At 46.1% G+C, this 23,758-nt stretch carries 29 protein-coding genes; all 29 read right to left on the reverse strand.

Features of this window, described 5'->3' with window-relative positions:
• The 29 genes from KNP93_RS00510 to KNP93_RS00650 all read right to left on the reverse strand — a co-directional run bounded on the left by KNP93_RS00510 (position 1) and on the right by KNP93_RS00650 (position 23,755).
• The gene (locus tag KNP93_RS00510) at positions 1–1,155 is read right to left on the reverse strand and encodes a 1-deoxy-D-xylulose-5-phosphate reductoisomerase (RefSeq protein ID WP_131502569.1); all 1,155 of its coding nucleotides are present in this window, start codon (positions 1,153–1,155) and stop codon (positions 1–3) included.
• 12 nt (positions 1,156–1,167) lie between these two features.
• Entirely contained in the window at positions 1,168–1,968 is an 801-nt protein-coding gene (locus tag KNP93_RS00515) for a phosphatidate cytidylyltransferase (protein ID WP_131502570.1), read from the reverse strand.
• 19 nt (positions 1,969–1,987) lie between these two features.
• On the reverse strand, positions 1,988–2,725 hold the full coding sequence (locus tag KNP93_RS00520; RefSeq protein ID WP_131502571.1) for an undecaprenyl pyrophosphate synthase: 738 nt from the start codon (positions 2,723–2,725) through the stop codon (positions 1,988–1,990).
• An 83-nt stretch (positions 2,726–2,808) separates the two neighbouring features.
• On the reverse strand, positions 2,809–3,366 hold the full coding sequence (gene frr / locus KNP93_RS00525) for a ribosome recycling factor (RefSeq protein ID WP_114595519.1): 558 nt from the start codon (positions 3,364–3,366) through the stop codon (positions 2,809–2,811).
• 1 nt (position 3,367) lies between these two features.
• Positions 3,368–4,087, reverse strand: a complete 720-nt coding sequence (pyrH, locus tag KNP93_RS00530; RefSeq protein ID WP_026828033.1) for a UMP kinase — start codon at positions 4,085–4,087, stop codon at positions 3,368–3,370.
• Positions 4,088–4,197: 110 nt separating this feature from the next.
• Positions 4,198–5,079, reverse strand: coding sequence for a translation elongation factor Ts (gene tsf, locus KNP93_RS00535; RefSeq protein WP_114595518.1), 882 nt, complete (start codon positions 5,077–5,079; stop codon positions 4,198–4,200).
• Positions 5,080–5,161: 82 nt separating this feature from the next.
• Positions 5,162–5,896, reverse strand: a complete 735-nt coding sequence (rpsB, locus tag KNP93_RS00540) for a 30S ribosomal protein S2 (RefSeq protein ID WP_012370721.1) — start codon at positions 5,894–5,896, stop codon at positions 5,162–5,164.
• Between the two features lie 129 nt (positions 5,897–6,025).
• Complete coding sequence (locus KNP93_RS00545; RefSeq protein ID WP_131502572.1) at positions 6,026–6,481, reverse strand: hypothetical protein; 456 nt, start codon at positions 6,479–6,481, stop codon at positions 6,026–6,028.
• A gap of 11 nt (positions 6,482–6,492) precedes the next feature.
• Positions 6,493–7,266, reverse strand: coding sequence for a FliA/WhiG family RNA polymerase sigma factor (locus KNP93_RS00550; protein WP_114595516.1), 774 nt, complete (start codon positions 7,264–7,266; stop codon positions 6,493–6,495).
• A 13-nt stretch (positions 7,267–7,279) separates the two neighbouring features.
• Positions 7,280–7,762 carry a chemotaxis protein CheD gene (locus KNP93_RS00555; RefSeq protein ID WP_214852687.1) on the reverse strand — a complete coding sequence of 161 codons (483 nt, stop codon included), beginning with the start codon at positions 7,760–7,762 and terminating at the stop codon, positions 7,280–7,282.
• Entirely contained in the window at positions 7,755–8,363 is a 609-nt protein-coding gene (locus tag KNP93_RS00560) for a chemotaxis protein CheC (protein ID WP_114595514.1), read from the reverse strand. Before KNP93_RS00560 ends, KNP93_RS00555 begins: the two co-directional genes overlap by 8 nt.
• Positions 8,356–8,784, reverse strand: a complete 429-nt coding sequence (locus KNP93_RS00565; protein ID WP_026828027.1) for a chemotaxis protein CheW — start codon at positions 8,782–8,784, stop codon at positions 8,356–8,358. Before KNP93_RS00565 ends, KNP93_RS00560 begins: the two co-directional genes overlap by 8 nt.
• Positions 8,785–8,795: 11 nt before the next feature.
• Positions 8,796–10,784: a chemotaxis protein CheA gene (locus KNP93_RS00570; RefSeq protein WP_131502574.1), complete on the reverse strand. Its 1,989-nt coding sequence runs from the start codon at positions 10,782–10,784 to the stop codon at positions 8,796–8,798.
• 21 nt (positions 10,785–10,805) lie between these two features.
• Positions 10,806–11,660, reverse strand: a complete 855-nt coding sequence (locus KNP93_RS00575; RefSeq protein WP_131502575.1) for a MinD/ParA family protein — start codon at positions 11,658–11,660, stop codon at positions 10,806–10,808.
• Positions 11,657–12,724, reverse strand: a complete 1,068-nt coding sequence (locus tag KNP93_RS00580; protein WP_188004504.1) for a flagellar biosynthesis protein FlhF — start codon at positions 12,722–12,724, stop codon at positions 11,657–11,659. Before KNP93_RS00580 ends, KNP93_RS00575 begins: the two co-directional genes overlap by 4 nt.
• 3 nt (positions 12,725–12,727) lie before the next feature.
• Positions 12,728–14,752, reverse strand: a complete 2,025-nt coding sequence (gene flhA / locus KNP93_RS00585) for a flagellar biosynthesis protein FlhA (protein ID WP_131502577.1) — start codon at positions 14,750–14,752, stop codon at positions 12,728–12,730.
• A gap of 14 nt (positions 14,753–14,766) precedes the next feature.
• Positions 14,767–15,858 (reverse strand): flagellar biosynthesis protein FlhB, encoded by a 1,092-nt coding sequence (gene flhB, locus KNP93_RS00590; RefSeq protein ID WP_131502578.1) that lies wholly within the window; start codon positions 15,856–15,858, stop codon positions 14,767–14,769.
• A gap of 1 nt (position 15,859) precedes the next feature.
• Positions 15,860–16,627, reverse strand: coding sequence for a flagellar biosynthetic protein FliR (gene fliR, locus KNP93_RS00595; RefSeq protein WP_114595507.1), 768 nt, complete (start codon positions 16,625–16,627; stop codon positions 15,860–15,862).
• Positions 16,624–16,896 (reverse strand): flagellar biosynthesis protein FliQ, encoded by a 273-nt coding sequence (fliQ, locus tag KNP93_RS00600; protein WP_012370733.1) that lies wholly within the window; start codon positions 16,894–16,896, stop codon positions 16,624–16,626. The genes fliR and fliQ overlap by 4 nt, the downstream gene beginning before the upstream one ends.
• Positions 16,897–16,907: 11 nt before the next feature.
• Complete coding sequence (gene fliP / locus KNP93_RS00605; RefSeq protein WP_114595506.1) at positions 16,908–17,576, reverse strand: flagellar type III secretion system pore protein FliP; 669 nt, start codon at positions 17,574–17,576, stop codon at positions 16,908–16,910.
• Entirely contained in the window at positions 17,573–18,049 is a 477-nt protein-coding gene (locus KNP93_RS00610) for a flagellar biosynthetic protein FliO (protein ID WP_251138584.1), read from the reverse strand. The genes fliP and KNP93_RS00610 overlap by 4 nt, the downstream gene beginning before the upstream one ends.
• A gap of 14 nt (positions 18,050–18,063) precedes the next feature.
• The gene (locus KNP93_RS00615) at positions 18,064–18,429 is read right to left on the reverse strand and encodes a response regulator (protein ID WP_026828018.1); all 366 of its coding nucleotides are present in this window, start codon (positions 18,427–18,429) and stop codon (positions 18,064–18,066) included.
• A 12-nt stretch (positions 18,430–18,441) separates the two neighbouring features.
• Positions 18,442–19,572: a flagellar motor switch phosphatase FliY gene (fliY, locus tag KNP93_RS00620; RefSeq protein WP_131502580.1), complete on the reverse strand. Its 1,131-nt coding sequence runs from the start codon at positions 19,570–19,572 to the stop codon at positions 18,442–18,444.
• Position 19,573: 1 nt separating this feature from the next.
• Positions 19,574–20,557 carry a flagellar motor switch protein FliM gene (gene fliM, locus KNP93_RS00625; protein ID WP_012370738.1) on the reverse strand — a complete coding sequence of 328 codons (984 nt, stop codon included), beginning with the start codon at positions 20,555–20,557 and terminating at the stop codon, positions 19,574–19,576.
• A 9-nt stretch (positions 20,558–20,566) separates the two neighbouring features.
• Positions 20,567–21,016, reverse strand: a complete 450-nt coding sequence (locus KNP93_RS00630; protein WP_026828016.1) for a flagellar basal body-associated FliL family protein — start codon at positions 21,014–21,016, stop codon at positions 20,567–20,569.
• On the reverse strand, positions 20,991–21,227 hold the full coding sequence (locus KNP93_RS00635) for a flagellar FlbD family protein (protein ID WP_026828015.1): 237 nt from the start codon (positions 21,225–21,227) through the stop codon (positions 20,991–20,993). The genes KNP93_RS00630 and KNP93_RS00635 overlap by 26 nt, the downstream gene beginning before the upstream one ends.
• On the reverse strand, positions 21,224–22,120 hold the full coding sequence (gene flgG, locus KNP93_RS00640) for a flagellar basal body rod protein FlgG (protein ID WP_014970679.1): 897 nt from the start codon (positions 22,118–22,120) through the stop codon (positions 21,224–21,226). The genes KNP93_RS00635 and flgG overlap by 4 nt, the downstream gene beginning before the upstream one ends.
• Positions 22,120–22,590 (reverse strand): flagellar hook capping FlgD N-terminal domain-containing protein, encoded by a 471-nt coding sequence (locus KNP93_RS00645; RefSeq protein ID WP_131502582.1) that lies wholly within the window; start codon positions 22,588–22,590, stop codon positions 22,120–22,122. Before KNP93_RS00645 ends, flgG begins: the two co-directional genes overlap by 1 nt.
• Positions 22,583–23,755: a flagellar hook-length control protein FliK gene (locus KNP93_RS00650; protein WP_214852690.1), complete on the reverse strand. Its 1,173-nt coding sequence runs from the start codon at positions 23,753–23,755 to the stop codon at positions 22,583–22,585. Before KNP93_RS00650 ends, KNP93_RS00645 begins: the two co-directional genes overlap by 8 nt.
• Positions 23,756–23,758 lie beyond the last annotated feature (3 nt).

The raw sequence follows: 23,758 nt of genomic DNA on the forward strand, positions 1-23,758 counted from the left end.
TTAATTAGCGAGTGAGAGGGACGCAACAAACGCACGGGCCCAACGATCCGACTCTAAAATCTGGTCCAAAGACGGATCTTCGATGTTTTCATGTGCTTGAAGAGCCGCCTCGACGCTCGCTTCAATTTCTAAAAAGCTGATTTCCCCTTTTAAAAAACGGTCAACAGCTTGTTCGTTCGCAGCATTGAGCACGGAAGGCATCGATCCACCCGCACGTCCTGCTTCAAACGCAAGACGAAGCAATGGATAACGTTCAAATGAAGCTTCCGCAAAATTCAGGCGTCCGATTTGTTTTAAGTTTAACCGTTCTCCCCCTTTGATTTCAAGGCGGGACGGATATGTAAGGGCATATTGAATCGGTTCACGCATATCCGGCATCCCGAGTTGCGCCATAACCGCACCATCATTGAATTCGACCATCGAGTGGATGATGGATTCCCGGTGAAGGACGACATCGATTTCATCGTACGTGACATCAAACAACCAGTGCGCTTCGATGACTTCAAATCCTTTGTTCATCATCGTCGCCGAATCAATCGTAATTTTGGCCCCCATTGACCAGTTCGGATGGTTTAGCGCCTGCTCGACTGTTACGTTTGCCAACTGTTCCCGTGTTTGATCACGGAAACTGCCGCCGGATGCGGTTAAGATGATTTGTCGGACGTCTTGGCGACGTTCGCCATTCAGACATTGGAAAATCGCGGCATGTTCACTATCGACCGGAAGAATAGCGACACCTTTTTCACGTGCTTTTTTCATGACGAGGTGTCCGGCTGTCACTAGTGTTTCTTTGTTTGCCAACCCGATTGCTTTTCCCGCTTCAATGGCGGCAAGCGTAGGACGAAGCCCGACGGCACCGACGACGGCTGTAATGACGATATCCGCTTGTTCTGCTGTTGCGACAGCAATCAATCCTTCTTCACCGACGAGCACTGTTGGCGCGTAATCAAGAACAGCTTCGAGTTGTTCTTTTACTGTCTCGTCTAAGACAGCTACCAGCTCCGGACGTAAACGATTCAGCCAGGGTAAGGCAACCTCGATGTTTTTCCCGAACGCAAAGCTGACCAGTTGGAAACGGTCTGGATTTGCTGCGATGACATCTAACGTTTGGGTCCCGATTGATCCAGTTCCCCCAATGATACTAACCTGTTTCATCCTTTTTCCTCCTTATCCGAATATACCGAGTACAATCAGAACGGTAAAGACAATGATCATACTGTCGAACCGGTCAAGAATCCCACCGTGTCCGGGTAATAATGCTCCGGAATCTTTTACGCCATAATGACGTTTATACGCTGACTGGACTAAATCGCCTAATTGACCGACGACGGCAACGATCAGTGCCAACAATACGACAGTTCCGAGACCGACTGTCGGGTGAATCAGTTCAAACACCACTCCGAGTACGATCGCAAGAACGACACCACCGAGTGCTCCTTCAACTGTTTTATTGGGGCTGATGGCTGGCCACAATTTTGTTTTCCCCAGACTTTTCCCAACGAAGTAAGCACCCGAATCCGTGAACCAGATCAGTAAGATGATCAGTAAGGAAAACGTCAAACCGTTTTCAAGCAACCGAATGTACGTAAACGATGCGAATCCTATTCCGACATAGACTGCAGTCAACAGCAAAAAGGCCACATCGTCGAAGGTGAATACGTTTTTGGAGAACACTGTCCAAAATAAACCGATCAAGACAATTAACATGCCCCATGCAATCGGAGACAGCCCGAGTGACAGCGACTGTTCGCTGGCCTGTTCATACAACCCGATGAACGGAAGTAATGTTCCCGCTCCGAACAACAGGACCGGAATTGACTTGAACGACAATTGTCGCATTTTAATCAGTTCGGTATACCCGATGATTGTCAAAATTGCCATGAAAGCAAGGAATGGGAGTCCTCCTAGATAAAGCAATACTAAAAAGATGGCACCTGCCCATATTCCTGTAATAATTCGTGTTTTCATAAGATATGTCCTCGTTTAGTCAGACTCCGCCAAAACGACGCGTCCGTTGATTATAGTCTTCAATCGCCGCTAAGAACTGGTCACGCCGGAACTCGGGCCATAAGACATCTGTAAAGTAAAATTCGGCATAGGCAGCTTGCCATAATAAAAAGTTGGAAAGTCGTTGTTCCCCACTCGTACGAATGACGAGATCGACATCTGTCATCGAACCTGTCATTAATTCTTGTTCAATGACTTCGTTCGTAATCATGTCAGGCCGCAATACACCGGCTTGCACTTTTTCAGCGATTTTTTGCATGACTTGAACGATTTCATCCCGTCCTCCATAATTGAGGGCAAAAATCAACCGAAGTCCTGTATTGTCCGCTGTATCCGTTTTGGCTTGTTGAACGGCTTCCCGTGTATAAATCGGCAGACGCGAAATTTCTCCCGCCACTTCGACTTTGACGTTCCGTTCATTCAAATCTTTAAGATCCGACTCTAAAAATTGGGCCGGCAGTTTCATCAGGAAACTGACTTCTTCTTCAGGACGCGTCCAGTTTTCGGTTGAAAAAGCATATAACGTCAAACTTTTCACACCTAATTCATTTGCCGTCCGAACAACTTCCCGGACAGATTTCATCCCTTCACGATGCCCCATGATACGGGGAAGGCCTCGTTTTTTTGCCCAACGTCCGTTTCCATCCATAATAATCGCAATATGTTCAGGAACTTGTTGTTCAATCACTTCTTTAGTCTGATTTAACCATTGAAACATTTACTTCTTCCTCCCCTCGTTTAGTTTAAGAAGAAAGGGACTCTTCGTGTGACAAAGAGTCCCCAACCTGACAATATTACGTGTCATACTTCCATAATTTCTTGTTCTTTATCCGTCGCCGTTTGATCAAGTACTTTAACGAATTTGTCCGTTAATGTTTGAACGTCTTCTGTGTAACCGCGGAGGTCATCTTCAGTCAACACGCCGTCTTTTTCTTGTTTTTTCAGTTGTTCGTTCGTATCACGACGAATGTTCCGAAGAGCGACTTTTCCTTCTTCCGTGTACTTTTTGACAAGTTTCACGAGTTCTTTCCGACGATCCTCTGTCAATGGTGGAATCGCTAATCGAATGACTGTCCCGTCCGAAGAAGGAGCAAGCCCTAGGTCTGCACGTTGAATCGCTTTTTCAATTTCTGTCACCATCGATTTATCCCACGGTGTAATCAAAATCAAACGCGCTTCCGGTGTGTTGACGTTTGCGACTTGATTGAGTGGTGTCGGTGAACCATAGTAGTCCACTTGAACCGGATCAAGGATTGATACGTTCGCACGTCCTGCACGTAACGTCGCAAGTTCTTTTTTCAATGACAGATGTGCTTTCTCCATCCGTTCTTCTGCTTGTTTCATGATTGCTTGTGACATGTTATTTCCCCCTTACAAGTGTCCCGATTTCATCACCGATGACGACTCGTTTAATGTTTCCTTCTTCCATCAACGAGAATACGATGAGCGGGATGTCATTGTCCATACAAAGTGATGTTGCCGTTGAATCCATGACTTGAAGACCGTCTTTAAGAACATCCAAGTAAGATAATGTCTCAAATTTCTTCGCATCTGGATCAACATTTGGATCAGCCGAGTAGACACCATCGACGTTGTTTTTCGCCATTAAGATGACTTCCGCCTCGATTTCAGCTGCCCGAAGCGCCGCTGTCGTATCTGTTGAGAAATACGGATTCCCTGTTCCGGCTGCAAAGATAACAACCCGTCCTTTTTCAAGATGACGCATTGCCCGACGGCGGATGTATGGTTCAGCGACTTGTCGCATTTCAATCGACGTCTGAACACGTGTTTCGACACCAACGGATTCCAGGCTATCTTGTAAAGCGAGCGAGTTCATGACGGTCGCAAGCATCCCCATATAATCGGCATTTGCCCGGTCCATCCCAAGCTCCGCTCCCGTCTTACCGCGCCAAATGTTTCCTGCACCTACGACGACTGCGACTTCTACGTTCAATTCGACTAGTTCTTTAATTTGATTCGAAATCGAATTGACAATCCCAGGATGAATTCCGAACCCTTGATCTCCTGCGAGCGCTTCTCCGCTCAATTTTAACACAATCCGGTTATATTTCGGTTGCATGACTATGTCCCCCTTGCTAAATTCCGTAAAAAAGGAACACGACCCACTTCCACACGAAAGTGGATTGAAGCATACGTGTTCCTTCTCTTGTCATCAGGAAATCCTGATTCTTATTTTTTAAGTTGGTTCATTACTTCTTCAGCGAAGTTTTCTTCACGTTTCTCCATACCTTCTCCAACTTCGAAGCGTACGAATGAAACGATTTTTCCGCCTTTAGATTCTACATATTTACCAACTTTGAAGTCTGGATCTTTGACGAATGTTTGGTCAACGAGGCAGATTTCTTCGTAGAATTTGTTCATACGACCAGCAATCATTTTCTCAACGATGTTAGCAGGTTTGCCTTCGTTGAGTGCTTGCTCTGTAAGAACTTTTTCTTCACGTGCTTTTTCTTCTTCTGTGACAGAAGAACGGTCGACGTAAAGTGGGCGCGCTGCAGCAATGTGCATTGCGATATCTTTTGCAACAGTTTCGTCTGTTGTGCCTTCGACGACGACGACAGAACCGATACGACCACCCATGTGGAGGTAAGAACCGAATGCTGCGTTGTCTTCTTTAGCGAAGAGCGCTACACGACGAAGTGAAATTTTCTCTCCGATTGTTGATGCTTCTTCTGAGATGTATGTGTCGATTGTTTTTCCTGCTTCGTATTCAGAAGCAAGTGCTGCTTCAGCCGTTTCAGAACCATTGCGGAGTACTGCGTCTGCAATGTTTTGAACGAGTGATTGGAAACGTTCGTTTTTCGCAACGAAATCTGTTTCTGAGTTGATTTCAACAAGTGCTGCTTTGTTGCCGTTAACTGCGACAGCTGTCAAACCTTCTGCTGCAATCCGGTCGCCTTTAGCTGCTGCTTTAGCGATTCCTTTTTCACGCAAGAAGTCGATTGCTGCGTTCATGTCCCCATCAGCTTCGACGAGTGCTTTTTTGCAGTCAAGCATCCCTGCACCAGTTTTTTCACGAAGTTCTTTTACCATAGCTGCTGTAATAGCCATTCGATATTCCTCCTTATAACGTCCTTATTTTCAAAAAAAAGGTGATAAAAGGTCAATTCCCTTTATCACCTGGCATCACGAATTACTCAGCGTCTGCTACTACTTCTTCAGTAGTTTCAGGTGCTACGTTATCTTCGCCTTGTTTAACTTCGAGGATTGCGTCAGCCATTTTACCAGTAAGCAATTTGACTGCACGGATCGCATCGTCGTTTGCTGGGATGACGTAGTCGATTTCGTCCGGATCACAGTTTGTGTCAACGATCGCAACGATTGGGATGTTGAGTTTGTGTGCTTCTGCAATCGCGATACGCTCTTTGCGTGGGTCAACGATGAAGAGTGCATCTGGAACGCCTGGCATATCTTTGATACCGCCGAGGAATTTCTCAAGACGAGTCATTTCTTTTTTAAGAATGATGACTTCTTTTTTAGGAAGAACTTCGAATGTACCGTTCTCTTCCATTTTTTCGAGTTGTTTTAAACGGTTGATACGTTTTTTGATTGTAGAGAAGTTCGTGAGTGTTCCACCTAACCAACGTTCGTTGATGAAGTATTGACCAGCACGGATCGCTTCTTCTTTCACAGTGTCTTGAGCTTGTTTTTTCGTACCAACGAAAAGAACGTTTCCGCCTTCAGACGCTACTTCACGGATGAAGTTGTAAGCTTCGTCTACTTTTTTAACCGTTTTTTGTAGGTCAATGATGTAGATTCCGTTACGTTCTGTGAAGATGTATTTTGCCATTTTTGGGTTCCAACGGCGTGTTTGGTGACCGAAGTGTACACCAGCTTCTAACAATTGTTTCATCGAGATTACTGCCATGATGAATTCCTCCTTTTGGGTTTTGGATGTCCTCCGCGATGATCGTTGTTCCAGCTAACCTATTAAAGGCACCGCAGCCGGCGATACATGCGTGCGTAATTAACACCGTAGACTAATATAGCATAAAGTTTAACGCCGGGCAACCTTCGTTTTCTGAGAAAGTTTAGCAATCAAGGCCACTTCTCCGGCTCCCCGGTTCAGTGAACGTGCCAATTGATCTAAATCAGCACCTTTTTCGAGTTGATCTTTAACATCCAACAGAGGCGATTCTTCCACCCGGTCGTCCGGTTTGTCTTCTTTTGAAAATACTTTGACCGGTTCAGAAGAATAATCGGGTCGCTCTGATTCTTCAGCTACAATGATTTCGCCTTTCCATTCTTGTTCGACAGGAGTCGACGGGCGGGATCTTACCTCCCCTTCCGTCAGCTCATTCACCTGTTGCATGAATTGTAACAGAATTTCTTCCGTTTCCTGCTTCTGTCGTTCAAGATGTGTAACGCGGTCCTTCAAAAGCGCTTGTTGCTTAAATAATAACAAAAGACCGTAACAAATGAGTGCTGCTAGCAAAATATAAAAAAGTGTCATGGTATGTCCTTTCACATCGCGACGCGGTCAGAAAGATAAGCACTTCCTAACGCTTGTTTCAGTTTTCGGAGCGCTTTCGAATGAATCTGTGAAATTCGTGAAGTAGATAGGCCAAGTACTTCCCCGATTTCCGTCAATGTCAGTTCTTCAAAGTAAAAGAGGGACACAACGTATTGTTCCTTCTCGGACAATTGCTCCACTTCTTCGGCAAGCTTCGAAATCAGCTCGCGCATCAAAAGTGTATCCTCAGGTGTCGCTGCATCTGGATCCAGATAGGAAACGGCCATCGCTTTTCCTTCGTCTTGAAGCGTCACTGCTTCATCGATCGATAGAATATTCGCAAAATAGCTCTCAGCAAGTGCCGTCTTGACTTCTTCCGGGTTCATATCAACAATCGATGAAACTTCATCAATCGTCGGGGTCCGTTGAAGACTTTGTTCTAAAATCTCGACAGCAGCTTCGACCCGCTTTGATTTTTCCCGTAACGACCGGGGTAACCAATCAATTTTTCGTAAGCCGTCTAAAATGGCGCCGCGAATACGAAATGCTGCATACGTATCAAATTTATTATTGTGATTTTGGTCGAATTTTTGAAGAGCATCATACAATCCCATCATCCCAAGACTTTTTAATTCATCACGATCGACACTCTTCGGAAGTGTCGCGCTGAGACGCTGAACGTGGTAGTGCACAAGAGGTTCATAATTTAGCAGTAACTGGTCAGCTACCGCTACATCACGCGTCGATAGCCATTGATTCCAAAGTTGTTGTAATTCCTCACGCATGACCATTCCTCCTCTAAATTTCCAGCGTTCCGACGTTGACTGTCCGGATGACTAACCGTCCAGTCTGAGAATGGAACTCGATCGTTCGACCATTTGTTCCACCAACGTCTTCCGCAACGAGTGGGACGTTCGCTTTTCGTAAAGCCAATTTTACCGCCGCAATATTTCGTTCACCGATTCGCATCGATTCGTGTTCATATTTAAATTGAAACATTTGTGCACCACCGGCAATTTTTGCCCGGAGACGAATTGCTCCACTATGACGAAGACGGCGTGTCAACTCGACGACGGCCGTATCGGCGAACTTTCCGATTTCCAGTGTGATATTCCGACTGATTGCCGAGTCCGGTAACATCACGTGTGCCATACTCGACAGTCCACGCTCTTGATCGTAGATAATGACACCGACACAAGAACCTAAACCAGCCGTCCGAAGAATGATTGGTTTTTGGCTGACTGCATATTCTGCAATTCCAATCCGAACGACTTCATCCATCAATATCCACACCCAATCGTTGAAAGACCGAATCAAAGGCACCTTCTTCAGGTAGTAACAATAAATGACCATTCAAATCATTACCTGAACTGGATAAACGTGTATCGATGTATACTGCCATGTTACCAAATTTTGTTGACTCAAGTAAGGCAACTTCCAAAATTGCTCCTACCATATCAAAAGCAGAGGCCGGGACCGTGACATGGACGGATAAATCCAGCCAATCGGAAATCGAGCGGGCATAAGCGCCGATTAAGATATTCCCGATCTCTTCCCATGCCGAAACACCAAGCGCATGGTGCTCCGAAAAAAATTGAAATGGCTGTTGCAATAACTGCGAAACGAGTTTCTCAGCATCCTTGAGCGGCATTAAAAATAATAAGGATGCTTTAATATCCCCAGAAAACCGAAGGAGTGCTCCTGCTGTGTAGGCTTCAGCACCTCCGACCCTCTCAATGATGGTCGAGAACCCTTCCAAGTCCGCTGAAGGGACTTCGATTTCAACCGGTTGTCCCAGCAACGTGGATAAAGCGGTTGCCGCATGTGCTGCCCCGATATTACCAATTTCTCGAAAGACATCCTGTTCCATTCGATTAAGCATGGATAATCTCTTCAAATAAACGGTTTGGTTCGAGTAAAGAGAACAGTTGGTCTTCCCCTTTAGCGATGGCTGTTAAATAGTTTGTCTCATCTTGTTTTGAATCTGCCAGCGGTTCAATCCGGACATCTGCTGCTTCAACGACTTCATTTGCACAATCCACGATGAATCCTGCATCTCCATGTTCCAGTGTTGCGATGATGATACGCGTTTCTTCTGTTTCTTCGACGGCCTCAAATCCTAAACGCGTCCGCAAATCAATCACGGGTGTAACGACTCCGCGTAAGTTAATGACACCTTTGACATAGGATGCGGCATTGGGGATACGTGTGATCGGAATGACACGTTCGATTGAACGAACCGATTGCACATCAATTCCATATGCATTTTCTTCTAATTGAAAGACGACCCATTTTTGTTCCATTCTTCATTCCCTCACTTTCGTAACAGTGCATTGCTGTCAATGATTAACGCAACTTGTCCGTCACCCAGAATCGTCGCACCTGAAATCGCACGAATCCCCTCAAGATAACTGCCTAACGGTTTCATGACGATTTCCTGTTGTCCTATCAGTTCTGAGACTATCAACCCTGCTAATTTCTCACCACTTCGGACGACGACGACAGAATAGGCATCTGCCTCCACATGTGGTAATCCGTATACTTGATTTAATGAAATCAATGGAACAAGCTGGCCACGGAAATCGAATACCTTTTCCCGGTGGGCTTGTAAAATGGCGTCCTGCTTCAGCGATGTCGTTTCAAGGATGGCTGTTAACGGGATGGCATACGTTTCTTCTCCCAACTTGACGAGCATCGCAGAAATAATCGATAACGTCAGCGGTAAACTGATTCTGAAAATCGTTCCTTCTCCGCGTTTCGTCTCGACGAAGACTTCTCCACCGAGCGATTCAATTTTCGATTTAACGACGTCCAGCCCGACACCACGACCTGATAAGTCGGTGACGGTTTCTGCCGTCGAGAATCCAGGCGCGAACAATAACATTGCCGCTTCTTCCGGCGTCAACATCGCCGCCTCTTCTTCCGTCAACAATCCTTTTTCAAGGGCGATTTTTGTCACCCGTTCCTGATTGATTCCTGCGCCATCATCTTCAATCTCAATGAAAACACGGTTTCCGGAATGATAGGCCCGGAGGGAAAGATTTCCTTCAACTGCTTTCCCGGCTAAAATCCGGTCGGCTTTGCTTTCAATTCCATGGTCGACCGCATTTCGAATCAAGTGGACGAGTGGATCCCCAATTTCATCAATGACCGTCCGGTCGAGTTCCGTTTCTGCTCCTGTAATGTGGAGCTTGATGTTTTTGCCGACATCTTTCGATACCGAACGTACCATCCGCGGGAAGCGATTGAAGACTTGTTCGATTGGCATCATCCGTAACGTCAGGACCAGTGACTGCAGTTCATTTGTTCCGCGTTTAATCCGTTCAACCGTCTCCGTCAAATCAGAAGAACCGGCTTCTGCCGCAATCCGCTCGAGACGTCCACGATCGATGATGAATTCTTCAAACAGATTCATCAATCGATCAATCCGCTCGAGGTTGACACGAATCGTTTTTGCCGCAACCGGTGTTTGCGTCTCGTTCGAAGTATCCGTTGCCGGACTGACGACCGGCGTTTCAACCGGCTCAAGCAATGTCGCCGCTGCTGCTGGTTCGACCGGCACTTCGAATGGCTGAATCAACACTTGAGCGACTTCCGAAACGGCTTTGATTTCACCTTGAATGTCTTCAGCAGATTTCATCGTCACGAACAAGACATCAAAACGGGTCTCGAATTGTTCCTGTTCCAGTTCATCCGAAGTCGGATTCGACAAGATGACATCCCCGAGGTTTTGCAACCGGTCAAATACCATATACACCCGGGCTGCCTTCAAAATGACATCCGCCGATAACTCCACCGTAATGACATAGGCTTGATAACCGGAAGCCATCGATTGACGGACAACCGACTCAGAGTAGACATCACACTCAAAGTTTTTCACGACTGTTGCTGCAGGTTTGTCCGTATCCTGACCTGGTTCCGAATCCGTATTGATAAACTGTTTCAAACGAACGACGGTTGTTGCTACATCCAGCTTCCCGGTACCACCTTGACTGATATCCTCGACCATCGTTTCTAACTGTTCAGCTGCGACAAATAGTACATCAATTAATTCGGGTGTAGCAGGTTGTGTCTTCGAACGGACTAAATCAAGTGCACTTTCCATTTCGTGTGTTAAATCGGCAATGGCATCATACCCCATTGTTCCGGCCATCCCTTTTAAAGTATGAGCGGATCGGAAAATTTGATCGATAACGGCTTCATCGTCGAGTCGTTGTTCAAAAATCAGCAAACTCGAGTTAATGGCTTGTAAATGTTCAATCGATTCATCAAGAAACAATCCTAAATATTCATTTAAATCCATGGAACGTATCCTCCTTTATGGTTAGCGGACACGGCTATGCCGTTTTTTCAAACGATTCAGTAACCGGTCTAAAAATTTCTGTTCCTGGACCTGAAGTCCTGTCAGCGATGTCGTGATATGATCAAGTCGCCAACTGACATCACTCGTCCGATCAAATACATAAAATGGTCGTTGGGCTTTGACTGCCTTCATGACAGTCGGATCATCCGGCAAAAAACCGACGAAGCGCAACGATTTTCCCAAAAAGTTCTGACTGACCTGTTGTAGCCGGTCAAACGTTTCAAGCGCTTCTTGTCCGTTCGTTGCCCGATTGACGATGACAGCGACAGGAAGTTCATTTGCATGGTGATGCGCAAGTTTGACGAAAGCATATCCGTCCATGATCGACGTCGGTTCAGGCGTCACGACCAGCCATGCTTCATCCGCACTACTGATGAAATCAAAAGTCTGATGTGTCGCTCCGGCACCTAGATCAAGTAAGACGAAATCATATTCATAGAAAAACCGAAACTCGCTCATCATGAATTCGACATCATGATCCGTCAGATCCATCAGTTCTGTGAATCCGCTCCCGCCATGAATGAAATGCAGATCCGGCGTCGCTTCGACGACCGCTTGGGTCAAGGGTGACCGTTCCTTGACACAATCCATTAATGAAACTTTCGACGATTTTCCGAGTAGCACACCGACATTCGCCATACCGATGTCCAAATCAATGATTAATACTTTTTTAGCTTGCAACGATAACGCGACACCCAAATTCACCGCGACATTCGTTTTTCCGACCCCACCTTTACCGCTGACGATGGCAATGGTTTTGGTCTGCCGTACGGAAACTTTTGATCTTAACGCTCGTGCCTGATCCTCTGGCATCATCTTAACCCTCTTTCTACAATCATTCGGGAAACTTCTGCACTTGTCGGCCAGATGATGTCTTCAGGTACTTCTTGTCCGGTCGTCAGACAAAACACAGGCAACTGTGTCTTTTTCGTAAGTCCGTAAATCGACCACAAATCTGTTGTCTCATCGGCTTTGGTAAAAATGAATCCGGACAACGGTACTTGATCGAACCGTTGTTGAATCTGTTCTAAATCGCGGTACTTCGACGTTAAGCTGAGTACAAGAAATACATCTGTCTCTGAAAAATCATGCCGCTTTTTTAACTGTTCGACATAACCCGCGTCAAGAAAATTTCTTCCCGCCGTGTCGATTAGGATAACGTCACAGTCGGATAAGTCGACTTTCGCTTGTTCGAATTCTTGTAAATCATAGGCGACGTGTAACGGAATATCGATGATGTCGGCATAAGTCCGTAATTGTTCGATGGCTGAAATCCGATATGTATCCGTCGTAATCAATCCAACGGTTTGTTGTTTCGTGAGACGGTAATAAGCAGCCAGTTTGGCAAGGGTCGTCGTTTTTCCGACTCCCGTTGGTCCGGTCACCATGATGAAACGGGAAGTTGCCGTCGTGACTTGAATAGGAGCAGTCACAGTCGTGATGAAGGCTTGTTCGACCTGTCTCACATCATTGGTCTTGTAGTAAGTTGACACTAATAAATCATAGAGTGCCTCCGCTTCATGTTGCAGGGCAGGTTCAGCGAGCAAGACTTCGTATGAGCTAAGCGCTTCCGGCAACCGCCGTGAACTGAACGAGACAATCTTCGGGCTAAGCGGCTCCATCATTGATGGGTGACTTTGAACGACTGATTTAGTTGGTTGTAGCTCATCCGAGACCCGTTTTACAGGCTGTGTTGTTTTTTCGACCGGATGTTCTTCGACTGAGGCGACGAGCTCCACTTTTTTTTGTGCAAACAAGCCGAACAAACCGCCCACTTTGATCTGCCGTGTGTTCAAAATGATGGCATCATTTCCTAAGTCTTGTTTAACCAGTTCCATCGCTTCGCTGACAGAATTTGCGATAATTCGTTTTACCATCATGTGTTAAATCACCCCAATACTCTTGACTTCAATGGTCGGAATCAGTTCGTTATAAGACAGAACAGGCACATCCGGGAAATAACGTTCTGTTAATTGACGAACAAACATCCGAATACTTGGCGATGCCAAAACGATTGGCTGAGCTCCGTATCGTTCGAATTCTGCCGTCAATTCATTTAGTGACTCGATGAAACGTGTTGCCTTATCCGGATCAAGCGCCAAATAATTGCCGAACTCCGTTTTTTGAATCGCTGACTGGATCTCCATCTCCAGTTCACTCGATACCGTCACAACGTGTAAGACGTCTCCTTGTAAGACTTGTTCCGTAATTTGTCGAGCCAATGCTTGACGGACATATTCAGCCAACAAATCACTATCTTTCGTCACGGCAGCATAATCGGCCAATGTCTCAAAGATGAGCGGTAAGTTTCGAATCGAAATTTTTTCTTTTAACAACTGTACGAACACTTTTTGTAGCTCGCCGATCGACAACAATTGTGGTGTCACTTCGTCGACTAAAATCGGATGCGATTCCTTTAAATGATCAACCAGTTGTTTTGTCTCTTCCCGACCGAGTAAATCGGCCGCGTGTTTTTTCAGAAGCTCTGTCAAATGTGTTGCGACAACAGATGGCGGGTCGACGACTGTATAGCCGGACATCTCTGCTCGGCTTCTCGTCCGTTCGTCAATCCATAAGGCCGGCATCCCAAACGCGGGTTCAACCGTCTCGATACCTTGGATTTCCGGATCATCCACTCCCGGACTCATTGCCAGGTAATGATCGAGTAACAGTTCGCCGGTTGCCATCTCACTTCCACGGATTTTTATCCGGTAGTGGTTCGGTGGAAGTTGCAGATGGTCACGAATCCGGACTGTCGGTAAGACGAATCCAAGTTCAAGTGCCAACTGTCTCCGGATCATGACGACCCGGTCGAGTAAATCCCCACCTTGTGCTTCATCTGCGAGCGGGATCAAACCATAGCCAAATTCAAACTCAATTGTATCGACGTTCAAGAGGGAAATGACCGATTCGCTAGATCGCAGATTTTCAGTTGGTGCTTCTTCGACAGCCACTTCTTCTTGTGCTGCTTTTGACGTTCGTGTCAATCGCCAAGCGAAGAAAGCCGCTGCAGCCGCGACAGGAATCGTCACGTAATCGGGAATTGCTGTAAAAAGTCCTAGCAGGAAGATTGCACCGGCTCCAATCATGACGAGGAGCGGTGTCCGTGAGAGCTGACCGATGATGTCTTCTCCTAAGTTACCGTCAGAAGTCGAGCGGGTAACGATGATTCCGGTTGCAACAGAAATCAATAAGGCCGGGATTTGACTGACAAGACCGTCACCGACGGTTAACAGCGTATACAGCTTGACAGATTCCCCCATTGGTAACCCTTGTTGCACGACACCGATGATCATTCCGAAAATCAAGTTGATGATGACGATGATGATTCCGGCAATCGCGTCTCCTTTGACGAATTTCGAAGCTCCATCCATTGCTCCGTAAAAATCGGCTTCCGATTGAATTTTTTGGCGGCGTGTCCGGGCCTGTAATTCGTCAATCATACCGGAATTCAAATCGGCATCAATCGCCATCTGTTTTCCGGGCATGGCATCAAGCGTAAAACGGGCCGACACTTCCGATACCCGCTCTGATCCTTTCGTGATGACCAAAAACTGAATCAATACGAGAATCAAGAAGACGACGAATCCAACCAGGGCGTTTCCGCCGACAACGAAACTACCAAATGCTTCAATGACTTCTCCACCGTTCCCGTTCGAGAGAATCGCACGGGTCGTCGAGACGTTCAATGCCAATCGGAACAAAGTCACAATCAGTAAGAGTGTCGGGAAAACGGAAAATTCCAATGCTTCTTTCGCGTTCATTGCGACAAGTAAGACCATTAAGGCAATTAAAATATTGATGATAATGAGAAAATCGAGTAAAAATCCTGGCAGTGGAATGACGAGCATGAAGACAATCATAATGACGCCTAGCAGGACAGATAAATCTCGTGTTGAAATAGTCATGATGCTTCATCCTTTCATTTCGCTTGTTTCATTTGATAGACAAAGGCGAGTGTTTCAGCGAGTGCCTGATAAAATGATTCATCCACTGCCATTCCTATTTCTGATTTTGCGAATAATGCTCGTGCGAGCGGTCTATTTTCAATAATCGGGATCTCAGCTGCTGTCGCCTTCTCCCGAATCCGGAATGCGACAGCATCCACTCCCTTGGCGACGACAATGGGTGCGGCATGTTTGCCGTCATCATATTGAATCGCTACGGCGTAATGGGTCGGGTTCGTAATGACAACATCGGCATTCGGTATTTCTTGCATCATCCGCCGCATCGCCATCTCCCGTTGTTGCTGTTTAATTTTCCCTTTGATTTGCGGGTCACCTTCCGTATTCTTATGCTCATCCTTTAAGTCTTGTTTACTCATCCGAATCGACTTTTCAAAATCAAATTTTTGATATGCAAAATCGAGTACAGCAAGGACAATCAACGCAATACTGACCGAAATCCCTAACAGGAACGTCAGATGACCGATAATCGCCAAGGCGTCACCAATCGGTTCTGACGTCAAACGTGAAATTTCTACTTTGTTATTCCATAAGACAGTTCCGCTCGTCACACCGATGACAAGTAATTTAAAAACAGATTTTAAGAATTCAATTAATGCTTTCATGCTGACGATTCGTTTGACGCCTTGCAACGGATTGATCCGGTCGAGTTTCGGTTGAATCGATTCGGTGCTAAGCAATGCTCCGATTTGTACAAAATTCCCTAAAATGCCGATGACGACAGCCGTCAGAAAGAATGGTGCAACAAGAATACTCATTTGGACCAGCATTTCAATCATGACTTCCTGGACGCGTCCTTCTTCGACAGCGACTAAAACCGTTTGGGCGCTCAGCCCATCTTCTAATACCATGACGAACCGTTTCCCTAAAAACGGACCAAAGAAAAATAGAATCAAGAACATTCCGAACAACATCAAACTGCTCGTTAAATCAGCCGACTTTGCGACCTGACCTTTTTTCCGAGAGTCATCACGTTTTCGGGGTGATGCCTTTTCCGTCTTTTCGCCCGCAAAATACTGGAGGTCAAGCGTTAATGTGTATTTTTTCATCTCAACCTCCTAGTAATTGAATCGCATCGGACAGTACGTCTTGTAATAAGGGAACAAATCGGGAAATCCCGGTAATGGTCGCTCCGGCGAGTAAAAACAAAATCGCATAACCCATCAATAACTTGACGGAAAATCCAATCGCAAAAATATTGAACTGGGGTGCGGTTTTCGCTAAAAAACCAAGCGCCAAATCGACTAAAAACAAGGCAACCACAAGTGGCATCGCCATTTGAAGAGCCGTGAGCATCGCGAGCCCGACGACACGAACGACTAAGCTCATGCCGGCTTCTCCGGAAACGTTAATCGCACTGCCGGGCGGAAAGATTTTAAAACTCGTATAGATGCCATCCAGTAAAATCAAATGCATATCTGACGCCAGCAGCACGAGCAGTGTCAACATGTAAAAAAATCGACCGACGATCGGCGATTGACCACCAAACATCGGATCATATGCGGAAGCCATCGCCAGCCCCATCTGTAAATCAATGATTGATCCGGCCATTTGTGGCGCATACAGTAAAAAACTGGCGAGCAAACCGAGGGCGAGCCCAATGATGACTTCTGTTCCCATTCGAAAAAAGAAATCGATGTCATCGACTTGAACCGTTGTCTTGACCGCGTAACTGGCAAAATAGGCAAGTCCTGCAGCAATTGCCAACTTATGCTGAGCGGGTAACTGCTTCGATGAAAACAAAGGAGCAGCCACTAAAAATCCAACAAGTCGGCCAAATACAAGTAAAAAAACACTGACAAAGGACAGTAACGTCATTTCCGCGAAACCTCGGCAATCTGTTTGAAGATTTCAATCGTAAACGTTTTGAGTTCTTCCATGATCCATGGTCCAAAAAAGACGAGTGCTAAAAAAACGGCAACAATCTTCGGAACAAACGATAAGGTCTGCTCTTGAATTTGAGTCGTCGCCTGCAAGATGCTGACGAGAAGTCCAACGACGAGTGAGACGAGCAAGAGCGGAGCTGACACCTTTAACAAGGTCCAGACGGCCGAACTGGCTAATTGAATAATCATTTCCTGCGTCATGTCGTCCCTCCCTATCGCATGCTGACGAGTAGTGATTCGACAATCAAATGCCAACCATCTACTAAAATGAACAATAATAATTTAAACGGTAAGGCAATCATGACCGGTGGTAACATCATCATCCCCATCGACATCAAGACACTCGAAACGACCATATCGATGACGAGGAACGGAATGAAAATCATAAATCCGATTTGAAACGCCGTCTTTAACTCACTGATGGCATAGGCCGGTACTAACGCGACGAGCGGAATATCTTCCACCTTCTCGGGCTTCTCGTAATTGCCATACTTCAAAAACAGTTCTAAGTCATTGCTCCGCGTGTATTGAGACATAAAACGTTTCATCGTTCCTCCGGCTTGATCAAAGGCTTCCTCTTGACTGATTTTGTCGTCCATGTACGGTTGTAATGCCGTCGTGTTCAATTCTGTTAAAATAGGTGCCATAACGAACAATGTGATGAATAACGCCAGTCCGACGAGCAGTTGGTTAGGCGGTGTTTGTTGTGTTCCTAAAGCAGAACGAACAAAGGATAAGACGACGATGACGCGTGTGAAACAAGTCATCAAAATCAGTAACGACGGTGCTAATGATAAAAGCGTAAGTAAGACCAGTAATTTGATGGAAGTCGCCGTCCCGGACGGCGTATCCAAGGAAATCAAGTTTTCAATCGTCGTCATGACCGTCCTCGTTTCTTCTGGAACTGATCGAGCTGTTGCTTAAATGATTCCAGAAACGGGGATGCGGCTGACGGATGTGGTAGGCTGTCGGATGTATCCGTTGCTAACCATTCGTCGTCTTCTTCAATCGTATCAAGCAGTTCAACGTTCTGACCGACACCGACAACATAAATCTTACCGTGAACCCTCACGAGCTGAACGGATCGATCTTTGCCAAGCGGGACACCACCGAGATGCGACAGTCGGCTCGATTGACGGACTCCCTTTGTCCGTTCATTGATGAAACGGACGGCAAGAAGGAATCCACCAATCAAAACTGCGAGTGTCACGACGATTTTTACGACCGTGACGACTGTCGATGACCCGTCGACCTGTTGTGTTGTAGGTTCATTTTTCTTAGATGGGTTGAGCTTCTCTTCCACTGTTTCGGCACCGACCTGATGCGTCAGCAGGAACAGGAGAAGACAGGTCAAACAGGTCAGTCTTCTCATGATGAAATGGTTTTCGAAACGGCTTCGAGTACACGGTCTGCCTGGAACGGTTTAACGATGAAGTCTTTTGCTCCGGCTTGAATCGCATCGATGACCATCGATTGTTGTCCCATTGCAGAACACATGATGACTTTGGCAGCCGGGTTAAAGGCTTTGATTTCTTTTAATGCTGAAATCCCGTCCATTTCCGGCATCGTGATATCAAGTGTGACGAGATCCGGCGCTAACTCTTTATATTTCGAAACTGCTTCACGTCCGTTTTCCGCCTCACCGACGACGTCATAGCCGTTCTTCGATAAAATTTCCTTAATCATCATTCTCATGAAAGCTGCATCATCTACAATCAAAACTTTTGCACTCATCCTATTTCCTCCTTAGAACATCCGCAGACGTTCTTTTTTATTGACAATCTCTGTAATCCGGACACCGAAGTTTTCTTCGATGACGACGACTTCACCCGTTGCAATCAATGTATTATTGACGAACACGTCAACGGGTTCTCCTGCTAATTTATCCAGTTCAATGATTGAACCTTGCGTCAGTTCCAAAATGTCCCGGACTGACCGGCGTGTCCGTCCCAGTTCGACTGTGACATTCAATGGTACATCGTAGAGCATGCCGATATTTCCGGGCGGACCTTCTTGTTGCACTTCAGAGAACTGACCGAATTGGACAGGACTGACACCAACCGGCTCTTTTTTGTATTCCGGCGGTGCTTCATACCGGGGTTCCGGTTGTGGCTGTGGCGCGGCCGGCTGTTCCCGGACCGGTTCTGGTGTAGGGACTTGAGCTGTGGGTGCCGGTTCGGTCGTTGTCGTACTGGCACTGAATAATTTCTGAATCAGTTGTTTGGAAAATTCAAGTGGTGCCAATTGTACGATTTTTGAATCGATCAGCGTTCCGATCTTCAAATCAAACTCGATGATGACCATGCTTTCCCATAACGAGAAGCTATCCACGATACTTTTTTCTTGCGAGAAATCAAAAACTTCGACCGCTGGAGGCGAGATATCGATACGCATTGAGAAAACGGTCGACATTGAGGTCGCAGCCGCTCCCATCATCTGGTTCATCGCTTCCTGGACGGCAGATAACGCAATCGGTTCCATTTCAAGACTCTCGTCAACGACACCATCGCCGCCCATCATCAAATTCGCAATGACGGAAGCATCCCGTTGTGTCAAAATTAAAACGTTTTCTCCCTTGAATCCTTCTGTATATCCGACACGAAGGGCGACGTGGGGAATCGGATAACGACTCCGCAATTCTTCCATCGTAATCATCCGCACGTGTGGTGTCGTGATTTCGACTTTTTGATTCAATAACGCGGACAGAGCCGTCGCGGAATTCCCTAGCGAGATATTCCCGACTTCTCCAAGCGCATCAATTTCCATCTCATCCAATTGATGTAAATCGTCTGTTGATTGGGTATCGGTTGGTTCTTCAGCCGATGGGGTTCCACGTAATAATGCATCGATTTCATCTTGCGAAAGCATATCGCTCATGTTATTCCTCCTCAATTCGTTGTAAGACTTGTAAAGCGAGATGCTTCCCGTTCAGACCAGGCCGCGCTTTGAACATTTTCCGATCATCGACGAACAATTCAACCGGATCGGATGTACGTGTCTGGAGGGACAGGCAATCGCCTACCTCGAGGTGTAACAATTCTCCAAACGAAAGTTCCGTCTGGCCGAGCACTGCTTTCAAATCGACGATTGATCCCATCAACTGTGTTTGCATATGTTCTGACTCTTGGTTATCGGCTGACTTTCGTTTCTCTTGTTGCATCCAAAAGTGACTCGAAAGTTTCGGAATGATTGGTTCGAGTGTCACGAACGGCAGACAGACATTAAGCGTTCCGCTTACTTCTCCGACCGTCACGTAAATCGAGACGAGAATGACCGTTTCATTCGGTGAGACGAGTTGAAGAAATTGTGGATTGATTTCCAAATCATCATACTCGGCTTCGATTTCGGCAATCGATTCCCACGCTGCCCCGTATTGAACAAAGGCGCGTTTGAATAACTGCGTCAAGATCCGGGTTTCGATTTCCGTCAAGTTCTCAATCTTATTCATGCCTTCACCCGGTCCGCCGAGCAATCGATCGAGCATCGCATACGCGATGTTCGGATTCACTTCGAAGATGACCCGTCCGTCTAACGGATGAAGATTCACTAAATTAATCAAGGTCATGTTCGGAATGGAATGAATGAATTCATCATAAGGCAGCTGTTCGACCGTATTGACCGTAAACTGGACGTATGTTCTAAGCTGTGCTGAGAAATGGGTCGTCAAGACTCGGGCGAATTGTTCATGAATCCGCGTTAAGTTCCGCATCTGGTCTTTTGAGAATCGCAACGCCCGTTTAAAGTCATAGACTTTCACACGACGTTCTTCTTCTTGACTGCGTATTTCCTCGACTTCCATATCTCCGCTTGAAATGGCTGATAGCAGGGCGTCAATTTCATGTTGTGATAATACTTCGCTCATGCGGCCACCTCACTGGATGATTTTTTTCGTCGTGTAGACACGTTGAACATCGCCTTCTTGCAGGAGCTTTTTAAATTGCCCCCGTAATTTTTCTTCGAGTTTCGCCATGTCTTGTTTAGAATCTAAATCTTGTTTTTTCATCGAAGCTAAATCCCCTAAGATGATATTGTTGATTTGAAACTTGCGTAACTCCAGTTCTTCCCGCGTCGCCGCGTCATCCGTGACGATTGTAAACTGAACATTTAAGAATCGTTCGTCTGCAATGTTCGTCGTTAAATCATCTGTTTGAAAACTTCGCTCTTCGAGTTCCGCTCCTGTCGGTTGTTCGACTTTCGCTTCGGTCGGATCACTCGTTAACAAATATTTTGAAAGCATGTAGCCCGCGCCTACCATCATAATCGCGACGACGACCATGATGAGTGGTAATTTCAACTTACTCTTCTTCTTTTCTTCTGCCATCTTCGAGCCTCCTAGCACTGTTCAAGCCCGTTAAACCGACTTGTCGGTAAAAATCGATTGTGGCTGCTTTTACCTCTTCCAATGTTTCTTTGACGACATAAGTCTGTCCCCCGACCAACTGGATCGTCGTATCGGGTGTCGACCGGACCGCTTCGATTAAGATTGCATTTAAGACAAGCGGTGTTTCACGTAATGTCGTTAAAGTAATCATCGTTTCAAGTTAACGAGTTCTTCTAAAATCTGATCTGATGTTGTAATGATCCGGGTGTTCGCCTGGAATCCGCGTTGGGCGATGATCATTTCCGTAAACTCTTCCGATAAGTCGACGTTTGACATTTCAAGTGTTCCGGATGTTAATTGACCAAGACCGTTTGTGCTTGGCGTTCCAGTCGCTGCGATACCCGAGTTTTGAGAAGCGGCAAATAAGTTCACTCCTGATTTTTCAAGACCACCCGGGTTAGCAAAATTAGCCATTGATACGTAACCAACTCGTTGCAAGTTACCCGTTCCATCGACAAACGTGACTAGTCCATCTTTTCCGATTGCAAGGTTCTGTGCTCCTGTCGGAATTTGTAACTTCATGTAGCCATTATTTACTTTGTTTGTGATTTGACCTTGAGCATCGTATTGGTTGGCAGGTAGGTTTGCTTGATCGGCAGGTGGCTGTCCAGGGTTGGCAGGCGGTGGATCAGACAATCCTACGAGATAATTTCCATCTCCCGTTACGATATTTCCTTGAAGATCTGTATAAAAGTTACCGGAACGAGAATAACGCACACCGTCTGCCGTTAAGACTTGATAGAATCCTTCACCGGAAATCCCGACATCAAGCGTTCGACCTGTATTTTGTAACGCTCCTTGATTGTAAACGTTATCGACCGTTGACATCGAGGCCCCGAGTCCTACCTGTTTCGGGTTTGTCCCACCGACACCTCCACCATTACCTGATGCGGAACCAACTGATTGGTTGACAAGATCCTTAAACGTGACACGGCCTTTTTTATAACCAAATGTATTGACGTTGGCGATGTTATTCCCGACGACGTCTAACTTTGTTTGGAAGTTCTTTAACCCACTGATTCCTGAATACATTGAACGTAACATTATTTTTCCTCCTTTGTTTTAATTTCAGTCAATTCGTAGACACTGACACTTTTTCCGTTCGATAACTCGGCAATGACATCGACCCCGTCACGCTTTACACTGAGGACGTTTGCCGTCACTTTACCGGTCGATGTCACATCTGCTCCTGTCGCATCTTTCGTGACAGTCTCACCTTCATAGCTGACACTTTTTCCAATCAAATTACTATAGTTCATCAGAGCCGCCGCATGCTGATTGAGCATCATCGTATCCATCCCTTTTCCAATCGCTTGCATCTGTTCAAGAGAAGAAAACTGAGCCATCTGCGAAATGAACTCCTTGTCTTCCATCGGTGCCGTCGGATCTTGATTGGACAGTTGGGCAATCAGGATTTTCATGAACATGTCTTTGTCCATCGAGTTACTGGATGGTACTTTCGTTTTCTCCGGTAACTGATAGGACGACGCATCATTTTTGATGGATTCAGTCATCTTCATCCTCCTCTAGTTCTTCTTCGTACGGTGCAGGTTCTTCTTGCTGACGCTCTCGTCGTTCTTGCGGTAAACCTTGTTCAAAGTCTTTGACACTCGATGCTAACATCCCGGTTTCGACTTTGACGAATGGTGCTTGCGGCTGCAACGAAGTATGTAACTTTCCTAGTTGCTGATCCAGCATTTGTTTCGCTTGTTCCGTCGCTGCGAAAAGCTTTACCGTCAATAAACCATCTTTTTTATCCAATTGGATGACGACCTCACCCAACTGTTCTGGATATAATCGGATGGACATCCTTGTCGAACCGTCCGCGCCTTTTAAAAATGGTGCTTGTTTCATCGCCGCTTCAATCCGTGACGTGAGTTGATCATCGACACTTGGCTGCATGATGGATGGCCGAACGCCTACTCCTAATGCACTGTTCATTCGTTCAAATTTCAAACCGGTTAGTGCTGATGGTTGGTCTTTCCCTTCCGAATCAGCAGCTATCTGAATGGATTCAATCACCTTTTTAGTCATGACACTTGTTTTCAGTGTTGGTGTATTTTGTTCAGGAAGTACAAGACGGTTCGAAAACGGAGTCACAACTGCATCTTTTTTGATGCCTGTAGAATCAACCAACGTGGGATTACTCACCGGTGGAGCTGACAAGGCAATTCCTGGAGTGTCAGTCATCCGTATAACCGGAGTATTCATTCCGACCGGTAATTCATTTGATTTCACATTTTCCTTATCGACTCCGATGACAGTTGAAACGGCCGCTGCGAGTACTTGTTGGACCGAGACAGGAAATTGTTCGAATAACTCCATCGCTTGTCCTTGTTGTCCGTCTTGTATCAACTTGATGAACTGAATCAGCTCCGTCGCTTTTTTTGGATCATGTATCATACCTTCTACTTCGGGTTGCTCCAAAAGTTTTAAGACTTTTTCCGGCTGTGCGGTCAATTGTTCCAACAGCGGTTTGACTTCAAGATTCGTCTCCCCTTCAGTTGGTATTGTCTGTTGATCCAGTGAAGGATTCTGTACGCCCTCAGCTAGAGGTTGCACTAAGTATTGAAGTAACGAAGCAAAATTTCCAACGCCATTCGCCGGGAGCTCTTTCCCGTTCCACTTCGTAACCGGTTTAGCTGTTTGTGCTTGCTGTACATCCGTCGTCAAGTTCATTTT

Source organism: Exiguobacterium sp. s166, assembly GCF_018618855.1.
GTDB lineage: Bacteria > Bacillota > Bacilli > Exiguobacteriales > Exiguobacteriaceae > Exiguobacterium_A.